The organism is Corallococcus sp. AB032C, from assembly GCF_003668935.1.
GTDB classification, from domain to species: domain Bacteria; phylum Myxococcota; class Myxococcia; order Myxococcales; family Myxococcaceae; genus Corallococcus; species Corallococcus exiguus.
In genome coordinates this window covers 21,959-37,815 of the sequence record NZ_RAWP01000100.1, presented here as the reverse complement: position 1 = coordinate 37,815, position 15,857 = coordinate 21,959, and the positions used below count along the sequence as shown (strand labels likewise).

Genomic DNA, 15,857 nt, shown 5'->3' with positions numbered 1-15,857 from the left:
GGACGGGAGGCGGGCGGGGTCGGACGTCAGGCGGTGGCTCCATTTTCTCTCGCGGGAGAAGGTAGGTCCGCGCGCCAGTTCGGCCAGGGGACGGTGTGCGTTCTGTTGGTCAGGTGGCGGTGGATGTGGCCTGGGAGCCGGCCAGGCGCTCCTTGAGGATGTGTTTCTGGACCTTTCCGAGGGCGTTGCGGGGCAGGGCGTCGGTGAAGACGACGCGGCGCGGCTTCTTGAATGCAGCGAGCCGTTCGCGGCACCAGTCCACCAGGGCCTGGGCATCGGTGGGGGCGCCGGGGTGGGGGACGATGACGGCGACGACCTGCTCACCGAAGTCCGGGTCGGGCAGGCCCAGGACGGCGGCCTCGGCGACGGCGGGGTGCGCGGTGAGGACCTCTTCGACTTCGCGGGGGTAGATGTTGAAGCCACCGCTGATGATGAGCTCCCGGGCCCGGCCGGTGATGCGCAGGAATCCGTCCGGGTCCCATTCGCCCAGGTCGCCGGTGCGGAACCAGCCCTCGGCGTCGAAGGCTTCGGCGGTGGCGTCCGGGCGGCGCCAGTAGCCGGTGAAGACGTGGGGGCCACGGACCTCGATTTCGCCTGTTTCGCCGCGGGGCAGGGGCTGGCGGGAGCGCACGTCCACGACGCGGGCCTCCTGGCCGGGGAAGGGCATGCCCACGGTGCCGGGGCGGCGCTCGCCGTCGTAGGGCTGGGTGGTGTTCATGATCGTTTCGGTCATCCCGTAGCGCTCCAGGATGCGAGCGCCGAAGCGAGCCTCGATGTCCAGGCACAGCTGGGGGCTCAGGGGGGCGGAGCCGGAGACCCACAGGCGCAAGGGGTGCGGCGTCACGCCGGTGCGGCGGGATTCCTCCAGGAGGCGGCCGTACATGGTGGGCACGCCGAAGAAGAGGGTGAGGGACGCGTCGTCGTGCAGGGCGGTGAGCGCTTCGGAAGCGACGAAGCGGCGGCGCAGGTCCGCGCTGGCGCCGGTGAAGAGGGTGCCGTGGAGGCCCACCATGAGGCCGTGGGTGTGGAAGAGCGGAAGGGTGAGCAGCAGCCGATCCGCGTCGGTCCAGCGCCACGCTTCGGTGACGGCGCGCACGTTGGAGAGCAGCTGCCGGTGCTGGAGCATGGCGCCCTTGGAGCGGCCGGTGGTGCCGGACGTGTAGCCCAGCACGGCGAGATCCTCCGCGCGGGGCAGGGGCAGGGCCGCGGTGGATGCGGCGCCCTGTGCGAGCACGTCCTGGAACGCCACGGAGGGGAGTGGGAACTCCGCTGGGGGCGGCTCCACGGTGATGAGCCATTGCAGCGACGGAAGCTGGTCGCGGAGCGGAGCCAGCTCCGAGGCGCCAGCGGTGCCGGTGACGCAGACCTTCACCTCCGCGTCGGAGAGGATGTGGGCCAGCTCCACCTGACGGTAGGCCGTATTGACGAGCACGGCGACGCAGCCCGCGGCCTGGACACCCAGCCAGGTGATGACGAACGCGTCGCTGTTCTCCAGGAAGAGCGCGACGCGGTCGCCCGGAGCCAGCCCCCGGACCTTGAGTCCGCGAGCAAACGCGGTGACCCGCTCCGCCAGCTGTCCTCGCGTGTACGTGGTCCCCTCGAAGGAGAGCAGCGGGCGAGAGGGTTCGTGACGGGCGTGGTCCAGGAACACTTCAAGCAGGGAGGCCGGCATGGCGCGCGAGCCTACCTGGAAGGGATAGGCTGGGCGCATGTCCGTGCGGAAGACCCATTCCATCCTGGCCTCCGCGCTCGTGCTGGCGGGCTGCATGAGAGCCGCCGCGCCGTCTCCTGCGAGCTACGAGGAGGACCCCTCCATCACCTTCCCGCCGTTCTTCGCGCAACCCGCTGTCTCACTGGGGTCCGAAGGCACGGTGTACGAACTGGATGGCGACACGCTGCGAGCACTCACCGTCGCCGCCCGGGACCTGCTTCCACCGCGAGACCCCTCCGTGTCGTGTGGAAGCCGCTGGGAGTCCCAGCAGTACCGCTTCGTCCGGCAGGGCGACGTCATCTTCATCCGCATCGATGAAGATCCGAAGGCCTGTGGCCGCGCACATCCCGCGCTGGACTCCGGCGCGAGCTACGCCATCCACCGGGATGGCCGGATCCTCCGGCGGCTCATCGACGGCCAGCCCGATGTCACGAAGCCCGAGGATGCCGGCGTGTCCGCCACGCCCGGAGAGCCCGGAACCGCGTCTCCAGAAGCGCTGGGCGACGGGCCCTCCCCGTTCCTGCCGCGCTCCTGGCAGGACGCGGGCTCACCGGCTCCCGCGCCCCGCCCGTAGCACGGCCTAGAAGAGCGTGACGCCCAGCGTGACGCTGGCCAGGAAGCCGCCGTGCTGGCTGGTGCCGATGTCGAGCGCGTCGAAGAGGTTCGGGTCGCGGCCGTCCGACGTGGTCCAGTTGTCCTCACGCAGGCGGAAGCCCCAGCCCGCGCGCAGGCCCAGGTACATGGGGCCCATCGACTGGCGCATGCCCACCGCCAGCGTCGCCACCGGCGTGAACAGCTTCTCCGTCGTGTACACCTCGGACTCGTCGCCGAAGGTGAGCGTGGTCGTCGACGTCGTGCCCATGTTGAAGCTCATGCCCGCCTCCAGGAACGGGCTCGTGCGCACCTCGCCCAGCGGATACAGGCGCGCCACCGGACCCACGCGGAAGCCCCAGGCGCCCGTGCCCGCGCTCAGGTTGAGCCCCAGGATGGGCGTCACCCGGTACTCCAGCTCACCGCCAAAGATGCCCGAGGGGCTGTTGAAGCCCAACGCCAGACCCAGGTCCAGGTTCGTCTGGCCACGGCCCCGGCGGCGCGGCGCCTCACTCTCCAGCTCGCGGCCCGTCGAGTCCTGGCCCAGGCCCTCCGCCATCGGCGCGTCCGCCTGCGCCAGGGGCACCTCATCCGTCCCCGTCGCCACCGGCGTCTCCTGGCCCGCGGCCTCCAGCTTCTCGGCCTCGGTCAGCACCGCCTGCGCCATCACCACCGAGCCCTTGTCGCTCAGGCTGGGATTGGCGAAGTCGTACGACAGCGTCTTGGTGCGCACAGGCGCGTGCGTCGTGGTCAGTTGATACGTCAGCCGGTACTTCTCCCCGGCCCGCGTCACCTTCGCGCTCACCGTCACGTCCGGCGCGCCCTCGTGCTGCGGATCCATCAGGATGGCCTGCGTGGAGGACGTCTTCAGCGCCTCCTCGATGCCGTAGCGCGTCCGCTCCGCCACCGTGGCCGCCGTCAGTCCGGAGGAGTCCACCTCGCTGCCCACGTCCGTGAGCTGCAGGTACACGGTGTCGGCCAGGGCGGAGAAAGGCAGCAGCGTCGCGGCCAGCAGCATGCTGGCGCGCATCCGGAGGGCGGTGGAGCGCATCGGGTGTTCCTCGAAATTGTGTGGGAATTGAATCGAGCAAGCAGACGGCCTGACGCTGTTTCTATTCAGCCACAGCACGCTTCTTCGCGGTGTCCGTTCCTGGGACGCGCCCTTCGCGCAAGCGGTCAACGCGGCCGGCCTCCCCTCCGCCGTCCTCGTGTTTCCGGGCGCTTGGCCTGGCTCGAAGCCCTGGCACGCGGCTCGCTATGGCCCGGGGCGTGGACATCCCGAAGGCCCGAGCACCCCGCCGCAAACCCTACCTCCTGGCCGCCCTGGGCCTCGCCGCGCTCGTGGCGGTGACGGTGGGGCTGTCCCGGCTGCGCCCCGCGGCGCCCACCGTGGACAAGGCCTCGGTGTGGCTGGACACGGTGAAGCGCGGCCCGCTGGTGCGCCAGGTGAAGGGCACCGGCTCGCTGGTGCCCGAGTCCATCCGCTGGCTCACCGCCGACACCGCCGGCCGCGTGGAGCGCATCCACGTGAAGCCCGGGGCCACTGTCACCGCGGGCACGCTCCTCATGGAGCTGTCCAACCCGGACGTGCAGCTCCAGGCCCTGGAGGCCGAACGCCAGCTCGCGAGCGCCGAGGGCGACTTCCTGGAGCTGCGCGAACTGCTCCAGACGCAGCGGCTGTCCCAGCAGGCCACCGTGGCCGCCCTCACCGCGGAGTCCTCCGATGCCACGCGCCGCGCCCAGGCCAACGCGACGCTCTTCCAGAAGGCCTTCGTCGGAGACCTGGAGACGCGCCAGGCGCAGGAAAAGGCGCAGGAGGCGGGCCAGCGTCTGGAATTGGAGCGCCAGCGCCTGGACGTCATGTCCCAGAGCCTGCGCCAGCGTCTGGCTTCACAGCAGGAGCAGGTGGAGCGGTTGAAGGCCGTGGCGCGCTTCCGCCGTCAGCAGGTGGAGTCCATGAAGGTGCTCGCGGGCGAGGACGGCGTGCTCCAGGAGCTGCCGCTGGAGCTGGGCCAGTGGGTGACGCCCGGCGTGCTCCTGGCCAAGGTGGTGAAGCCGGAGCGGCTCAAGGCGGAGCTGAGAATCGCGGAGACGCAGGCGCGCGACATCCTCCCGGGCCTGAAGGCGCAGGTGGACACGCGCAACGGCGTGGTGGAGGGCACCGTGGCGCGAGTGGCCCCCGCGGCCAGCCAGGGCACGGTGCGCGTGGAGGTGTCGCTGCCAGACGCGCTGCCCAAAGGCGCCCGTCCGGACCTCACCGTGGAGGGCACCGTGGAGCTGGAGCGGCTGGACGACGTGCTGTCCGTGGGCCGTCCGGCGGGAGCCCAGTCGGAGAGCACGCTGGCGCTCTTCCGGCTGCTGCCCGGAGGCGACGAGGCGGTGCGCATCCCCGTGAAGCTGGGCCGCGGCTCGGTGAACGCGGTGGAGATCGTGCAGGGGCTTTCAGAAGGCGATCAGGTGGTGCTGTCGGACATGACCGCGTGGGATGCGGTGGAGCGCGTGAGGCTGCGATGATGACGACGATGACGAACGACCGCGATGCGAAGGCCGTGGCCCCGGGCGCGGTGCCGGGCAAGGCGCTGCTCCAACTCGACGGGCTCACCAAGGTGTTCGAGACGGAGGAGGTGGAGACGCACGCCCTCTCCAACATCCAGCTCACCATCCGTCAGAACGAATGGGTGGCCATTGTCGGCCCGTCCGGCTCTGGCAAGTCCACGCTGCTCGCGGTGCTGGGGCTGCTCGACACCGCCACGCGCGGCAGCTACCTGCTGGATGGACGGAGCGTGCTGGAGCTGTCGCCCACGGACCGGGCGAAGGTGCGCAACCAGCACATCGGCTTCATCTTCCAGAGCTTCAACCTCATCGGCGACCTCACTGTCTTCGAGAACGTGGAGCTGCCGCTCACCTACCGGGGACTGCCCGCGCAGGACCGCAAGCAGCGCGTGGAGCGGGCGCTGGAGCGCGTGGGCATGGCGCACCGGGCGCGGCACCTGCCGGGGCAGCTGTCCGGCGGTCAGCAGCAGCGCGTGGCGGTGGCGCGCGCCGTGGCGGGAGACCCCCTCATCCTCCTGGCGGACGAGCCCACCGGTAACCTGGACTCGAAGAACGGCGAGGCCGTGATGCAGCTCTTGTCCGACCTGCACAAGGCGGGCTCCACCATCTGCATGGTGACGCACGACCCTGCGCACGCGCGCATCGCCACGCGCACGGTGAGCCTGTTCGACGGCCGCGTCGTGCAGGACGAGCAGCTTCGCTGAAGCGGGGGATACGGCCATGGAACACCTGCTCGGTGACTTGCGCTACGCGTGGCGCTCCCTGAAGAACGCCCCCGGCTTCGTGGCGGTGGCGGTGCTGACGCTGGCGCTGGGCATCGGCGCGAACAGCGCCGTGTTCAGCGTGGTGAAGGGAGTGCTGCTCACGCCGCCGCCGTTCACCCAGCCGGAGCGGCTGGTGCTGCTGGCCCCGAACTTCGACGCCTTCGGCCTCAAAGAGGTGTCGAACTCCATCCCCGAGTATCGAGACCTGATCACGCACACGAAGGCCTTCACGTCGCTGTCGGCCTTCCGGCCCGACGACATGACGCTCACCGGTGCGGAGTCGCCCCGGCGCCTGCGCGTCGTCATCGCCACGGCGTCGTTCCTGCCCACGCTGGGCGTCGCGCCGGTGCTCGGCCGGAGCTTCACGCAAGAAGAGGAGACGCCGGGCCAGGACCAGGTCGTCGTGCTCACCGACGCCGCGTGGCGCACCCACTTCGCGAAGGACCCAGAGGTACTGGGGCGTGAGCTGCGATTGGACGGTGTGCCGCACACGGTGGTGGGTGTGCTGCCCCCGGGTGGCGTCTACCCGGAGGACACGGAGGCGGTGTTGCCCTTCGCGCCCACGCCGCAGCAGCAGGAGGAATCCCGGCGCGGCAACCGCTTCCTGAGCGTGATGGCGCGGCTCAAGCCGGGCATGACGCTGGACGCGGCGCGAGCGGACCTGGTGCGCATGGGCAACGCGCGCTCGGCGGACCTGGTGGACCAGTACAAGCAGGCGGGGTGGTCCATGAGCGTGAAGTCGCTGGAGGACCACGTGGTGGGCGGGGTCCGCGAGACGCTGTGGCTGCTCTGGGGCGCGGTGGGCTTCGTGCTGCTGGTGGCGTGCTCCAGCGTGGCCAACCTGCTGCTCGCGAGGGCGGTGTCGCGAGGCCGCGAGGTGTCCATCCGCGCGGCGCTGGGCGCGGGTCGGATGCGGCTGGTGGCGCAGTTCCTCACGGAGAGCCTGGTGCTGTCCCTGGTGGCGGGCGCGGTGGGGCTGTTGTTGGCGCTGTGGGGAACGGACGCGTTGGTGGCCACGGTGGGCGAGGGCCTGCCGCGCGCCCATGGCGTGAAGCTGGACGTGGCCTCCGTGCTCTTCACCTTGGCGGTGTCGGTGCTCACGGGCGTGCTCTTCGGGCTGGTGCCCGCGCTCCAGGCCAGCCGCGTGGACCTGCACGCGGCGATGCGTGAAGGCGCACGCGCCACGGGCAGCCACCGCACGAGCCGGCTGCGCGCCGCGCTGGTGGTGGCGCAGGTGTCGCTCGCACTGGTGTTGTTGGTGGGCGCGGGCCTGTTCGTGAAGAGCTTCCTCGCGCTCCAGCGCGTGGACGCGGGCTTCGAGTCCGAGGGCGTGCTCACCGGAGCGCTCGCGCTGCCGAAGGTGCAGTACCCGGACAGGCCGAAGCAGGCGGCCTTCCTCCAAGCCCTGCTGCCCCGGCTCCAGGCGTTGCCGGGCGTGGAGTCCGCGGGGCTGACGAACGTGCTCCCGCTGGGCGGCGCCATGGACAACAGCTTCGACATCGATGGGCGTCCGCGTCAGCCGGGCGAGCTGTGGAAGGCCGTGGAGTTCCGCGCCGCCACGCCGGGCTACCTGCACGCGTTGCGCGTCCACCTGCGGCAGGGGCGGTTGCTGGAGGACGGGGATGGGCCGGACGCGCCCTGGGCGGTGGTCATCAACCGCTCCTTCGCGAACCTCTTCTGGCCGAAGGGCGACGCGCTGGGGCAGCGATTGAAGCTGCACGGCCAGGACATGCAGTGGACCACGGTGGTGGGCGTCGTGGACGACCTGCGCGAGTGGGGCCTGGACGTGCCGGCGCGCCCGGCGGCGTACTACTCGCTGTCGCAGCTGCCGTCCGTGTACATGGGCCTGGCGTTGCGCGTGAAGTCCGGGGACCCGGAGGCCTTGCGCGCCCAGGTGGAGGCGGAGGTGCGCGCGGTGGACGCGGACCTGCCGCTGTTCGACGTGTCCTCGCTCACGCGCCGGATGGACCAGTCCACGGGCCCCCGGCGGTTGTCCGCGCTGGTGATGGGCTTGTTCGCGGGCGTCGCGCTGCTGCTCGCGGCGCTGGGGCTGTCGGGCGTCATCGCCTTCTCGGTGACGCAGCGCACGCGGGAGCTGGGCATCCGCATGGCATTGGGCGCGGCGCGAGGCGACGTGCTGCGGCTGGTGCTGGCGCAGGGTCTGCGGCTGTCGCTCACGGGCGTGGCGGTGGGGCTGTGCCTGTCATTGGGATTGGCGCGGCTGTTGGGGGCGCTGCTGTATGGCGTGTCGGTGGACGACCCGTGGACGTTCGGCGGGGTCGCGCTGCTGCTGACCGGGGTGGCGCTGGGGGCGTCGTGGCTGCCTGCTCGACGGGCGACGCGCGTGGACCCCATCATCGCGCTCCGGGCCGACTGACCTCCCTCCTTTCTGGCACAGTTCATCACCGTGGCGCCCTCCGTGTCCGAACCCACCGCTTCCTCTCCGCGTACCACCCGCATCCTCGTGGCCGACGACCAGCCGGACGTGCTGGAGGCGTTGCGGCTGTTGCTCAAGCGCGACGGCTACACGGTGGTGAGCGCGCAGTCCCCCGCGGGCGTGAAGGCCACGCTGGACGCGGAGGACGTGGAGCTGGTGTTGATGGACCTCAACTACGCACGCGACACCACGTCCGGGCGCGAGGGCCTGGACCTGCTGGGCGAGCTGCGCGCGAGGGACGCGCTGCTGCCCGTGGTGGTGATGACGGCGTGGGGCAGCGTGGAGGGCGCGGTGGAGGCGATGCGCCTGGGCGCGCGCGACTACGTGCAGAAGCCCTGGGACAACACGCGCCTGCTGGCCACGCTGCGCACGCAGCTGGAGCTGTCCCGGGCGTTGAAGCGCGGCCGGCGGCTGGAGGAGGAGAACCAGCACCTGCGCCGCGAGCAGGGCGGACGCTCTCCGTTGGTGGGCGAGTCGCGGGCGATGCTGCCGGTGCGCAGGCTCATCGAGCGGGTGGCGCCGTCGTCGGCGCCGGTGCTGGTGACGGGGGAGCACGGCACGGGCAAGGAGGTGGTGGCGCGGCTCCTCCACGCGGCGAGCACGCGCGCGGACCGGCCCTTCGTCGCGGTGAACTCCGGCGGCCTGTCCGAGGGCGTCTTCGAGAGCGAGCTCTTCGGTCACGTGAAGGGAGCCTTCACGGATGCGAAGGCGGACCGCATCGGCTGCTTCGAACTGGCGGACGGCGGCACGCTCTTCCTGGATGAGATTGGCAACATGCCGCTCACGCAGCAGGCGAAGTTGCTGCGGGTGCTCCAGACGGGGGAGCTGCACCCGGTGGGCTCGTCGCGGACGCGTCGTGTGGACGTGCGAGTGGTGAGCGCGACGAACGTGGACCTGGGCCGGGCGGCGGCGGAGGGCCGCTTCCGCGAGGACCTGCTCTACCGGCTCAACACGGTGGAGGTGCAGTTGCCGCCGCTGCGGGAGCGGCGCGAGGACATCCCGCTGCTCGCGACGCACTTCCTGGCGGCGCAGGGACAGCGCTACGGCCGTCCCAACATCCACCTGGCACCGGGAGCACTGGAAGCGCTCATCGCGTACCCGTGGCCGGGCAACGTGCGCGAGCTGGAGCACGCGGTGGAGCGCGCGCTGCTGATGGCGGTGGGGGACCGCGTGGAGGCGGAGGACCTGCTGCTCAAGCGGATGGGCCCGCCGGGCGGAGGGAGCACGCGCCTGGAGGAGATGACGCTGGAGGAGGTGGAGCGCTACCTCATCGAGCGCGCCCTCGGCCGGCATGACGGCAACGTGAGCGAAGCCGCGAAGGCGCTGGGCCTGTCGCGCAGCGCGCTCTACCGGCGGCTCCAGTACTACGGCATCAAGGGCGCAAGGTGAACGGCGGTCCCCCTGCGCCGCACGACCCGAGCGTCACGACGCCGGATGCACACGAACCCAAGGCGCGCGTGCCGTACGACCTGCGAGTGATGTGGCTCGCGGTCCTCGCGGGCCTGCCCGCGGTCCTCGTGACGCTCGCGCTCCTCTGGACGGGGGACTTCACCGCCAAGGTGCGCTGGACGCTGTCCGTCCTCGTGGTGGGCATCCATGCCGGAGCCTGTCTGGCGCTCCGCGAGCGCGTCGTGCGCCCCCTGCACACCGTCGCGGGCCTGCTGGCCGCGCTACGTGAAGGGGACTACTCCGTGCGCGGCAGGGGTGGACGCGCGGGCGATCCGCTCGGTGAGGTGCTCCTGGAGGTCAACGCCCTGGGAGACACCCTGCGCGAACAGCGCCTGGGCGCGATGGAGGCCGGCGCGCTGCTGGGCCAGATCATGGAGGCCATCGACGTCGCGGTGCTCGCCTTCGACGCCTCCGGCACCCTCAAGCTGGTGAACCGCGCGGGCGCCCGGCTCGTGGGCCTGCCGCGCGCGCAGTTGTTGGGCCAGCACGCGGACGCCCTCGGTTGGAGCGACCTGCTGGAAGGCCCCGCCCCCCGCCGCCTCACGCGCGTCTTCGCGCAGCAGGACGGCGGCCCCTACGAGCTGTGGCGAGGCACCTTCCGCGAAGGCGGCCAGCCCCACCAACTCGTCGTGCTCACCGACCTGCGTCTGGCATTGCGCGAGGAGGAACGCGAAGCCTGGCGACGGCTGGTCCGAGTGCTCAGCCACGAGATCAACAACTCCCTCACCCCCATCCAATCCATCGCGGACGCCCTCCGAGACACCGTCGCCCAGGTGCCGCGCCCCGCGGACTGGGAGGAGGACACCCGTCACGGCCTGGGCATCATCGCCCGCCGAGCGGAGGCCCTGTCCCGCTTCATGTCCGCCCACGCGCGGCTCGCGCGCCTGCCACCACCCACGCTGGGGCCCGTCGAAGTGGAGCCCTGGGTGCGACGAGTGGTGGCCCTGGAGCCGCGCCGCCCCGTCGCCGTACGCCCGGGCCCCGTCCTCACCGTGTCCGGAGATGGAGACCAGCTGGAGCAACTGCTCATCAACCTGGTGCGCAACGCCGTGGACGCGGCCCTGTCGGAAGGGGGCGCGGGCGGTGTCTGGGTTTCCTGGGCGGTGCACTCGCCGGGCGCGGTGGAGGTCTGGGTGGAGGATGAAGGCCCCGGACTCGCGGACACCGCGAACCTCTTCGTGCCCTTCTTCACCACCAAGCCCCAGGGCAGCGGCATCGGCCTGGCGCTCAGCAGGCAGATCGCCGAAGCGCACGGAGGCAGCCTGCGCCTGGAGAACCGCACCGACGGCCGCGGCTGCCGGGCGAGGCTCAGGCTCCCGCTGGACGCTCCGCGCGCGTGAAGCGCTTCTTGCCGGACGGGGGCTGGGGGCCCGTGGGCGCGGCGGGAACGGCCTCGGGCTCCGGCACGGGCGCGGCCAGCCGGTAGAGCAGCGCGGTCGCCGCCCAGAAGAACAGCACGGTGAAGCCCACGTGGATCCACCGCGCCCCGGACCACTGCTGGAGCGTGCGCGGCAGCGCCTCCAGCGCGACGAAGCCGCCCAGCCACTGTCCCAGCCAGCACAGCGCCGTCACCCACAGCACTCGCTGCCACGACGCCACCCGCGAGCGCCCGAAGGCATACCGGTGCAGGGCCCACAACAGCCCCACGGCGCAGCCCCACAGCGCCAGACGTGTCAGGGAAAGCCCTCGGTGCGAAGGACCCCATGGGTCCAGCTCCAGCACCCCGAAGCTCGGCGCCAGGATGAGCACCTGCACCAGCAGCACCCGGCGCACCCGCTCCGTCAATCCCTTGAGGAGCTGCCCATACGTCCAGGTCAGCGCAATCATCGGGGCCCTCCTCGGGCACGAATGAGCGGTGCTGCAGGTGAAGAACGGTTCGCCCTTTATTTCTTGATTTATTTGATTGGGCAGGACTCCCGGGCTGCGCCCAGACAAGCAACTTCCGGGGGTTGGAGGGTCACCCGTAATGACTATTCAAAGATGGACAGTTCGGAGAGGGAATAGAACTCAGCAGGTGGGGCACTTCCGTCGTAGGTAAGGGATTCCACGGAGAGCCGCACGAAGCGCACGGGCCCGGTGGGGGTGAGGGGCACGTCCTGGAACGCGGGCTCCCGCATGCCCAGGGGGAGCGGCCCGTCGCCGTAGGGGGAGTCGCCTCCGGGCGGCTCGGTGTAGTAGCCGAACCGGGTCTCGCGCAGGTCGCGCTCCAGCTGGGTCAGGTCCCGCAGCGTGACGCGTGCCAGGGATTGCCATTGTTCGCCATCCGCACTGCCCTCCAGGACGAGCCAATCCTTGCCACCGAAGCCCTGCAGGTAGCTCAGCCCGCGCACCACCGCGCGGCGGGGGAGGACAGGCTGGGGCAGGGTGACGACGACGTTGTAGGCCCGGGGGTCGGTCTCCTTCTCGAAGAAGTCCACGGGCGTGAGCAGGCCATCTGTCCATGGACAGACATCGGGGAAGGACGGCTCGCACGTCGCGCCGCGGCTGATGGGGCGCAGCGTCCCCGCGGGCAGCGGCTCGGCGCCGGTGCGCCACTCCATGCGGAACTCCACGGAGCCCGGCTCGCCGCCCAGGGGCGAGAACAGCCACATGCCCGCGCTGGCGGCGCGCAGCTGGACGCGGGGCTGCGCGAAGTCCTCCAGGACGTACGGACCCGGCGTCCACGGAGATGCCGTGCCTGGCTGCCGCCAGAGCAGCTCGCCGCCGGACGTGACCCACAGCAGGGGCTCCGGGTCGGTGGGCAGGATGGGGATGAATTCGCCGCTCTGCCCATCAAGCAGCTCCAGCGTGTCCGCCGTCACGGGCTGTTCAGGCGCCGGGGGCGCGGGCGGGAAGTCCACGCGCGGGCCCTGCTCACCCATGCTCACGACCGGGTGCGCGTCCCACGGCTTCAGTGTGGGCAGCTCCACGTCGTCCTGGAAGGAGAACGCGACGAAGGCACCGCTGCCGTCCGCCTCCAGCGGCAGCGACAGCCGGAACCGGTTCCGGCTGCTGGAGAAGTTCGTCTCGCTGACGGCGTCGCCGTAGAGCATCTCCAGGGTGAAGTCTCCGGAGGGCTCGGGGGTGACGGTGCTGAAGGGCTGGAAGGCTTCCGCTTTCGTGTCCAGGCGCTCGACGCCCAGGGGCTCGCCCGCGCGCGGCGAGCCGTCCCGCTGGAGCGCGCGGCCGTAGGCGAAGATGGGGTCCTCGGGATAGCGGTCGCAGCCGGCGGCGAGCAGTGCCAGCGAGGTGATGAGTGCGCGTCGCATGTCAGTAGGTCGCCTTGAGGCCGAAGAGCGGGAGGATGACGGGGATGCGGATGGGCGCGCGGACGGGAGTGACGGCCTGGGAGACGTTGGGGTCGTTGGGGTCGTAGCCGGACTCGGCGCGGTACTCGTAGGCCACCACCTCCTGCTGCGCGGAGAGGTTGAGCACGTCGAGCGACGCATCCAGGGTGAAGTCCTGGTAGGCCCACGACTTCGCGATGCGCGCGTCCACGCGGAAGAACGGCGACAGGCGCTGCGTGCGGTCCAAGTCCTGCCGCACCCATTCGGTCGTGCCGTCGGCGTTCGTCACCCAGCGCTGCGTTTGCGAGGTGATCTGCCCCGTCTCCGGACGGCCGGTGTTGAAGTGCACCACCGTGCCCACGGTCCAGTTGTTGCCGAACTTGTAGCTGAGCGCGGCGTTGAAGGTATGCGCCTGTTCGAAGGCGAAGGGCAGGGTGCCGTCCACCGTCTCCAGCACGCGGTTGTCGTCGCCGATGCGGGCGAAGCGCGCCTTCCGCTTGCTCTGCAGGAAGCTGTAGGACACCCAGCCGAACCAGTGGCGGCCCAGCGGGTGGCGCGCCATCAGGTCGAAGCCGTAGGCGTAGCCGGTGGTGGCGGGGTCCTCGCGCAAGGCGCCCCGGCGCCGGCGGTTCTCCACCACGTCCATCAGGTCGAACTCCACCGCGCGGGACAGCGGGTTGAAGTACGCATCCGCGCTCAGCTCCAGCCCCTCGAAGGCCTTCCACTCCGCGCCCACGTCGAACTGCGCGCCGGACTGGAGGCCATAGCGCAGGCTCGCGGTGTCGACGGCGGGCACGTGCACGAGCACGGTGGGCGGTTGGTGGAACAGGCCCGCGCCGCCCTTGAGCGTGAGGGTGTCGGTCAGCGTGTGGCGCACGGACAGGCGCGGCTCCACCGCCGTGAAGGTCATGCCCGGCACCAGGTGGTACGCGTCCACGCGCAGGCCCGGCGTCACCACCCAGGTGTCGGAGGGCTTCCACGTGGCGGACGCATACGCGCCGGAGAAGGTGGCCAGCGCGCTGGGCTGCTTGAGCGGATCCGTGACGTCGGTGGGGCGCCAGCCCGGAGGCCGCGCGGTGCCGGTGAGCGTGGTGGCCGAGCGGCGGTGCTCCACGTCCGCGCCCACGGCCAGGTCCAGCGAGGACGTCAGCGTGCGGCGCCATCCCGCACGCGCGGCGATGCTCGCCTGGCGCAGCCCGTACTCGCCCACCTTCTCGCGGAAGAGGTCGCCACCGGTGTCGCGCGTCCGCTCGCCGGTGAGGCCCAGGCCGTCCCAGCCCAGCGTGATGCCGACCTCGCCCTCGCCGTCCGCCACCGGGTGCGTGCCGCGCAGGTCGATGCGGTGGAAGCGGGACACGACGCCGGCCCCGTCCGCTTCGGCCCGCAGCTCCGGCGAGATGCCCACGTCGTCGGAGCTGCCCAGCGCGAACAGTCGCAGGCGGCCTTTGCCCACCTTCTGCTCGACGCGCGCCTGGTAGTCCCAGAAGCCCGCGCGCAATCGCTCCGCTTCCGAGTTCTGCAAGGCATTGGCCGCCAGCGAGATGAGCAGCGCGGAGTAGCTGAAGCGGCCCGCCAGGCTGACGCTGGTGCCGGTGGACTCGAAGGGCTGCTCGATGAAGCCGCCCGCGTTGAGCAGGTCCGCGTACGCGGTGAAGTGCAGCCGGTCCTCGCGAGGGCGGCTGAGGCGTCCCTCCACCGCGCCGCCCAGCACGCGGCCGTACTGCACCGGAGGCGTGCCCGGATAGAAGTCCACGGTGTCGATGAAGTCCGGGTGCACCACCGCGGGCCCGAGCAGCAGGTGGTACAGCATCGGGATGCGCACGCCGTCCAGGAAGAAGCCCGTGGCGGCGGGCTGGCTGCCGCGCACCACCGGGTAGCTGATGCCTGACGCGAGGCTGCCCACGCCCGGCATCAGCATCACCACGCGGAACGGGTCGCCCATCGTGCCGGGCACCTCGCGGATCTCCTGTTCGTGCAGGCTGATGCGGGTGACCTCCGTGCGTGGACGCTCGTCGCGCACGACGGTCTCGTAGGGATTCACCTCGCGAGGCTGGAGCCGGTAGACGACCTGGAGCGTCTGTCCTTGCGTCAGCGTCTCCGTGAACACCGTCGTCGCATGGCCAGGCGCGCGGACCTCCAGCGTGTGCGAGCCCGGCGACACGTCCACCGTGAAGAGACCCCGAGCGTCCGTGGTGGCGGCGGGCTGGAGCGCGCCGTCCAGGAAGAAGGCCGCGTCCTGCAGCGGGCGGCGCGTGCCGCGTGCGCGCACCTCGCCGGTGACGCGTGTGGTGGAGGCGGGGACCTGCACGGGTGGCGTGAAGCGGTAGACGAAGGGCAGGCGCACGGCCACGGGAGTGCCAGCCAGTGTGGCCGGGATGAAGCGCAGGCCCGGTGCCGCGGCGAGCGCCGCGTCGGTGAGACGAGGCTCGGCGGCGGCGCGCACCACCTTCGCTTCCGCGACGCGGCCTTCCACGTCCACCAGCAGCTCCAGCTCCACCTCGCCCGGCGTGCCCTCCAGGCCTTCCGGCCACGCGGCGGGGGCGTCGGCGGTGAGGCTGGGCGGCACGAGCGCCGTGTCACCCGCGTCCGGGGAGAAGCCCAGGCGGAGGGCGTCCTCGGCGGAGAGGGCCTGGCCCGCGTCGGTGGCGTGGACGTCCACCTCCACGGCGCGAGGCTCGCTGGTGGAGGAGGGCACGCCCTGTGCGAGGGCGGTCGATGCGGACAGGAGCGCGAGCGCCAGCATCAGGGGGGCGGCACGGGGGAGGAACATGGGCGGGCGCTTCAACACCGGGCCCCCGCGAAGGTGACACCCGCGCTGGCGCCGGAGTGCTCCGGCCCGGCGAGGACACTGCATGCGTTCATGGATTCGGCCCAAGGCGCCCATGACTTCCCCGGCCCGTGGCGGAAGTCGGTTCACGGAGGGCATACGGACCGGGAGGCGAATCCCGGCGGTGCCTTTTCACGCGAAGTCTATGGGATGCAGCGCCAGGAGTCGCCGGGCCGCTCGAATCCCCCGCCATTCTCCCCGCGCAGCGCCAGTCCGACCGCAGGGGCGGCGCGCTGTGCGAACGCGCACGGCCCTCTGT

Annotated in this window: 11 protein-coding genes; 6 read left to right on the top strand and 5 right to left on the bottom strand. The window is 71.5% G+C overall.

The genetic code is table 11. The features are described from left to right. Window positions 1-109: 109 nt before the first annotated feature. A complete protein-coding gene (locus tag D7X99_RS32870; protein WP_121781193.1) occupies window positions 110-1,672 on the bottom strand; it encodes an AMP-binding protein in 1,563 nt (520 codons plus the stop codon). Between the two features lie 37 nt (window positions 1,673-1,709). On the opposite strand from D7X99_RS32870, the gene D7X99_RS32865 reads away from it, so the two are divergent. Next, entirely contained in the window at window positions 1,710-2,285 is a 576-nt protein-coding gene (locus tag D7X99_RS32865) for a hypothetical protein (RefSeq protein ID WP_121781191.1), read from the top strand. 6 nt (window positions 2,286-2,291) lie between these two features. On the opposite strand, the gene D7X99_RS32860 is transcribed toward D7X99_RS32865, so the two are convergent. Next, on the bottom strand, window positions 2,292-3,353 hold the full coding sequence (locus D7X99_RS32860; RefSeq protein WP_121781190.1) for a hypothetical protein: 1,062 nt from the start codon (window positions 3,351-3,353) through the stop codon (window positions 2,292-2,294). A gap of 218 nt (window positions 3,354-3,571) precedes the next feature. Here D7X99_RS32860 and D7X99_RS32855 point away from each other — a divergent pair, with 218 nt between their 5' ends. The 5 genes from D7X99_RS32855 to D7X99_RS32835 all read left to right on the top strand — a co-directional run bounded on the left by D7X99_RS32855 (window position 3,572) and on the right by D7X99_RS32835 (window position 10,845). Further along, window positions 3,572-4,816 (top strand): HlyD family secretion protein, encoded by a 1,245-nt coding sequence (locus D7X99_RS32855; RefSeq protein ID WP_121781192.1) that lies wholly within the window; start codon window positions 3,572-3,574, stop codon window positions 4,814-4,816. Next, window positions 4,813-5,559, top strand: a complete 747-nt coding sequence (locus D7X99_RS32850) for an ABC transporter ATP-binding protein (protein WP_121781189.1) — start codon at window positions 4,813-4,815, stop codon at window positions 5,557-5,559. The genes D7X99_RS32855 and D7X99_RS32850 overlap by 4 nt, the downstream gene beginning before the upstream one ends. A 16-nt stretch (window positions 5,560-5,575) precedes the next feature. Next, window positions 5,576-7,996: an ABC transporter permease gene (locus D7X99_RS32845; protein ID WP_121781188.1), complete on the top strand. Its 2,421-nt coding sequence runs from the start codon at window positions 5,576-5,578 to the stop codon at window positions 7,994-7,996. A gap of 42 nt (window positions 7,997-8,038) precedes the next feature. Beyond that, window positions 8,039-9,445, top strand: coding sequence for a sigma-54 dependent transcriptional regulator (locus D7X99_RS32840; RefSeq protein ID WP_233597420.1), 1,407 nt, complete (start codon window positions 8,039-8,041; stop codon window positions 9,443-9,445). Between the two features lie 89 nt (window positions 9,446-9,534). Continuing rightward, window positions 9,535-10,845: a PAS domain-containing sensor histidine kinase gene (locus D7X99_RS32835; RefSeq protein WP_121781186.1), complete on the top strand. Its 1,311-nt coding sequence runs from the start codon at window positions 9,535-9,537 to the stop codon at window positions 10,843-10,845. Here D7X99_RS32835 and D7X99_RS32830 read toward each other — a convergent pair. The 3 genes from D7X99_RS32830 to D7X99_RS32820 form a co-directional block, all read right to left on the bottom strand. Continuing rightward, window positions 10,814-11,332, bottom strand: a complete 519-nt coding sequence (locus tag D7X99_RS32830; RefSeq protein WP_121781185.1) for a hypothetical protein — start codon at window positions 11,330-11,332, stop codon at window positions 10,814-10,816. The genes D7X99_RS32835 and D7X99_RS32830 overlap by 32 nt on opposite strands. 143 nt (window positions 11,333-11,475) lie before the next feature. Further along, a complete protein-coding gene (locus tag D7X99_RS32825) occupies window positions 11,476-12,753 on the bottom strand; it encodes a hypothetical protein (RefSeq protein ID WP_121781184.1) in 1,278 nt (425 codons plus the stop codon). A gap of 1 nt (window position 12,754) precedes the next feature. Beyond that, a complete protein-coding gene (locus tag D7X99_RS32820) occupies window positions 12,755-15,541 on the bottom strand; it encodes a TonB-dependent receptor (protein ID WP_121781183.1) in 2,787 nt (928 codons plus the stop codon). Window positions 15,542-15,857: the final 316 nt, after the last annotated feature.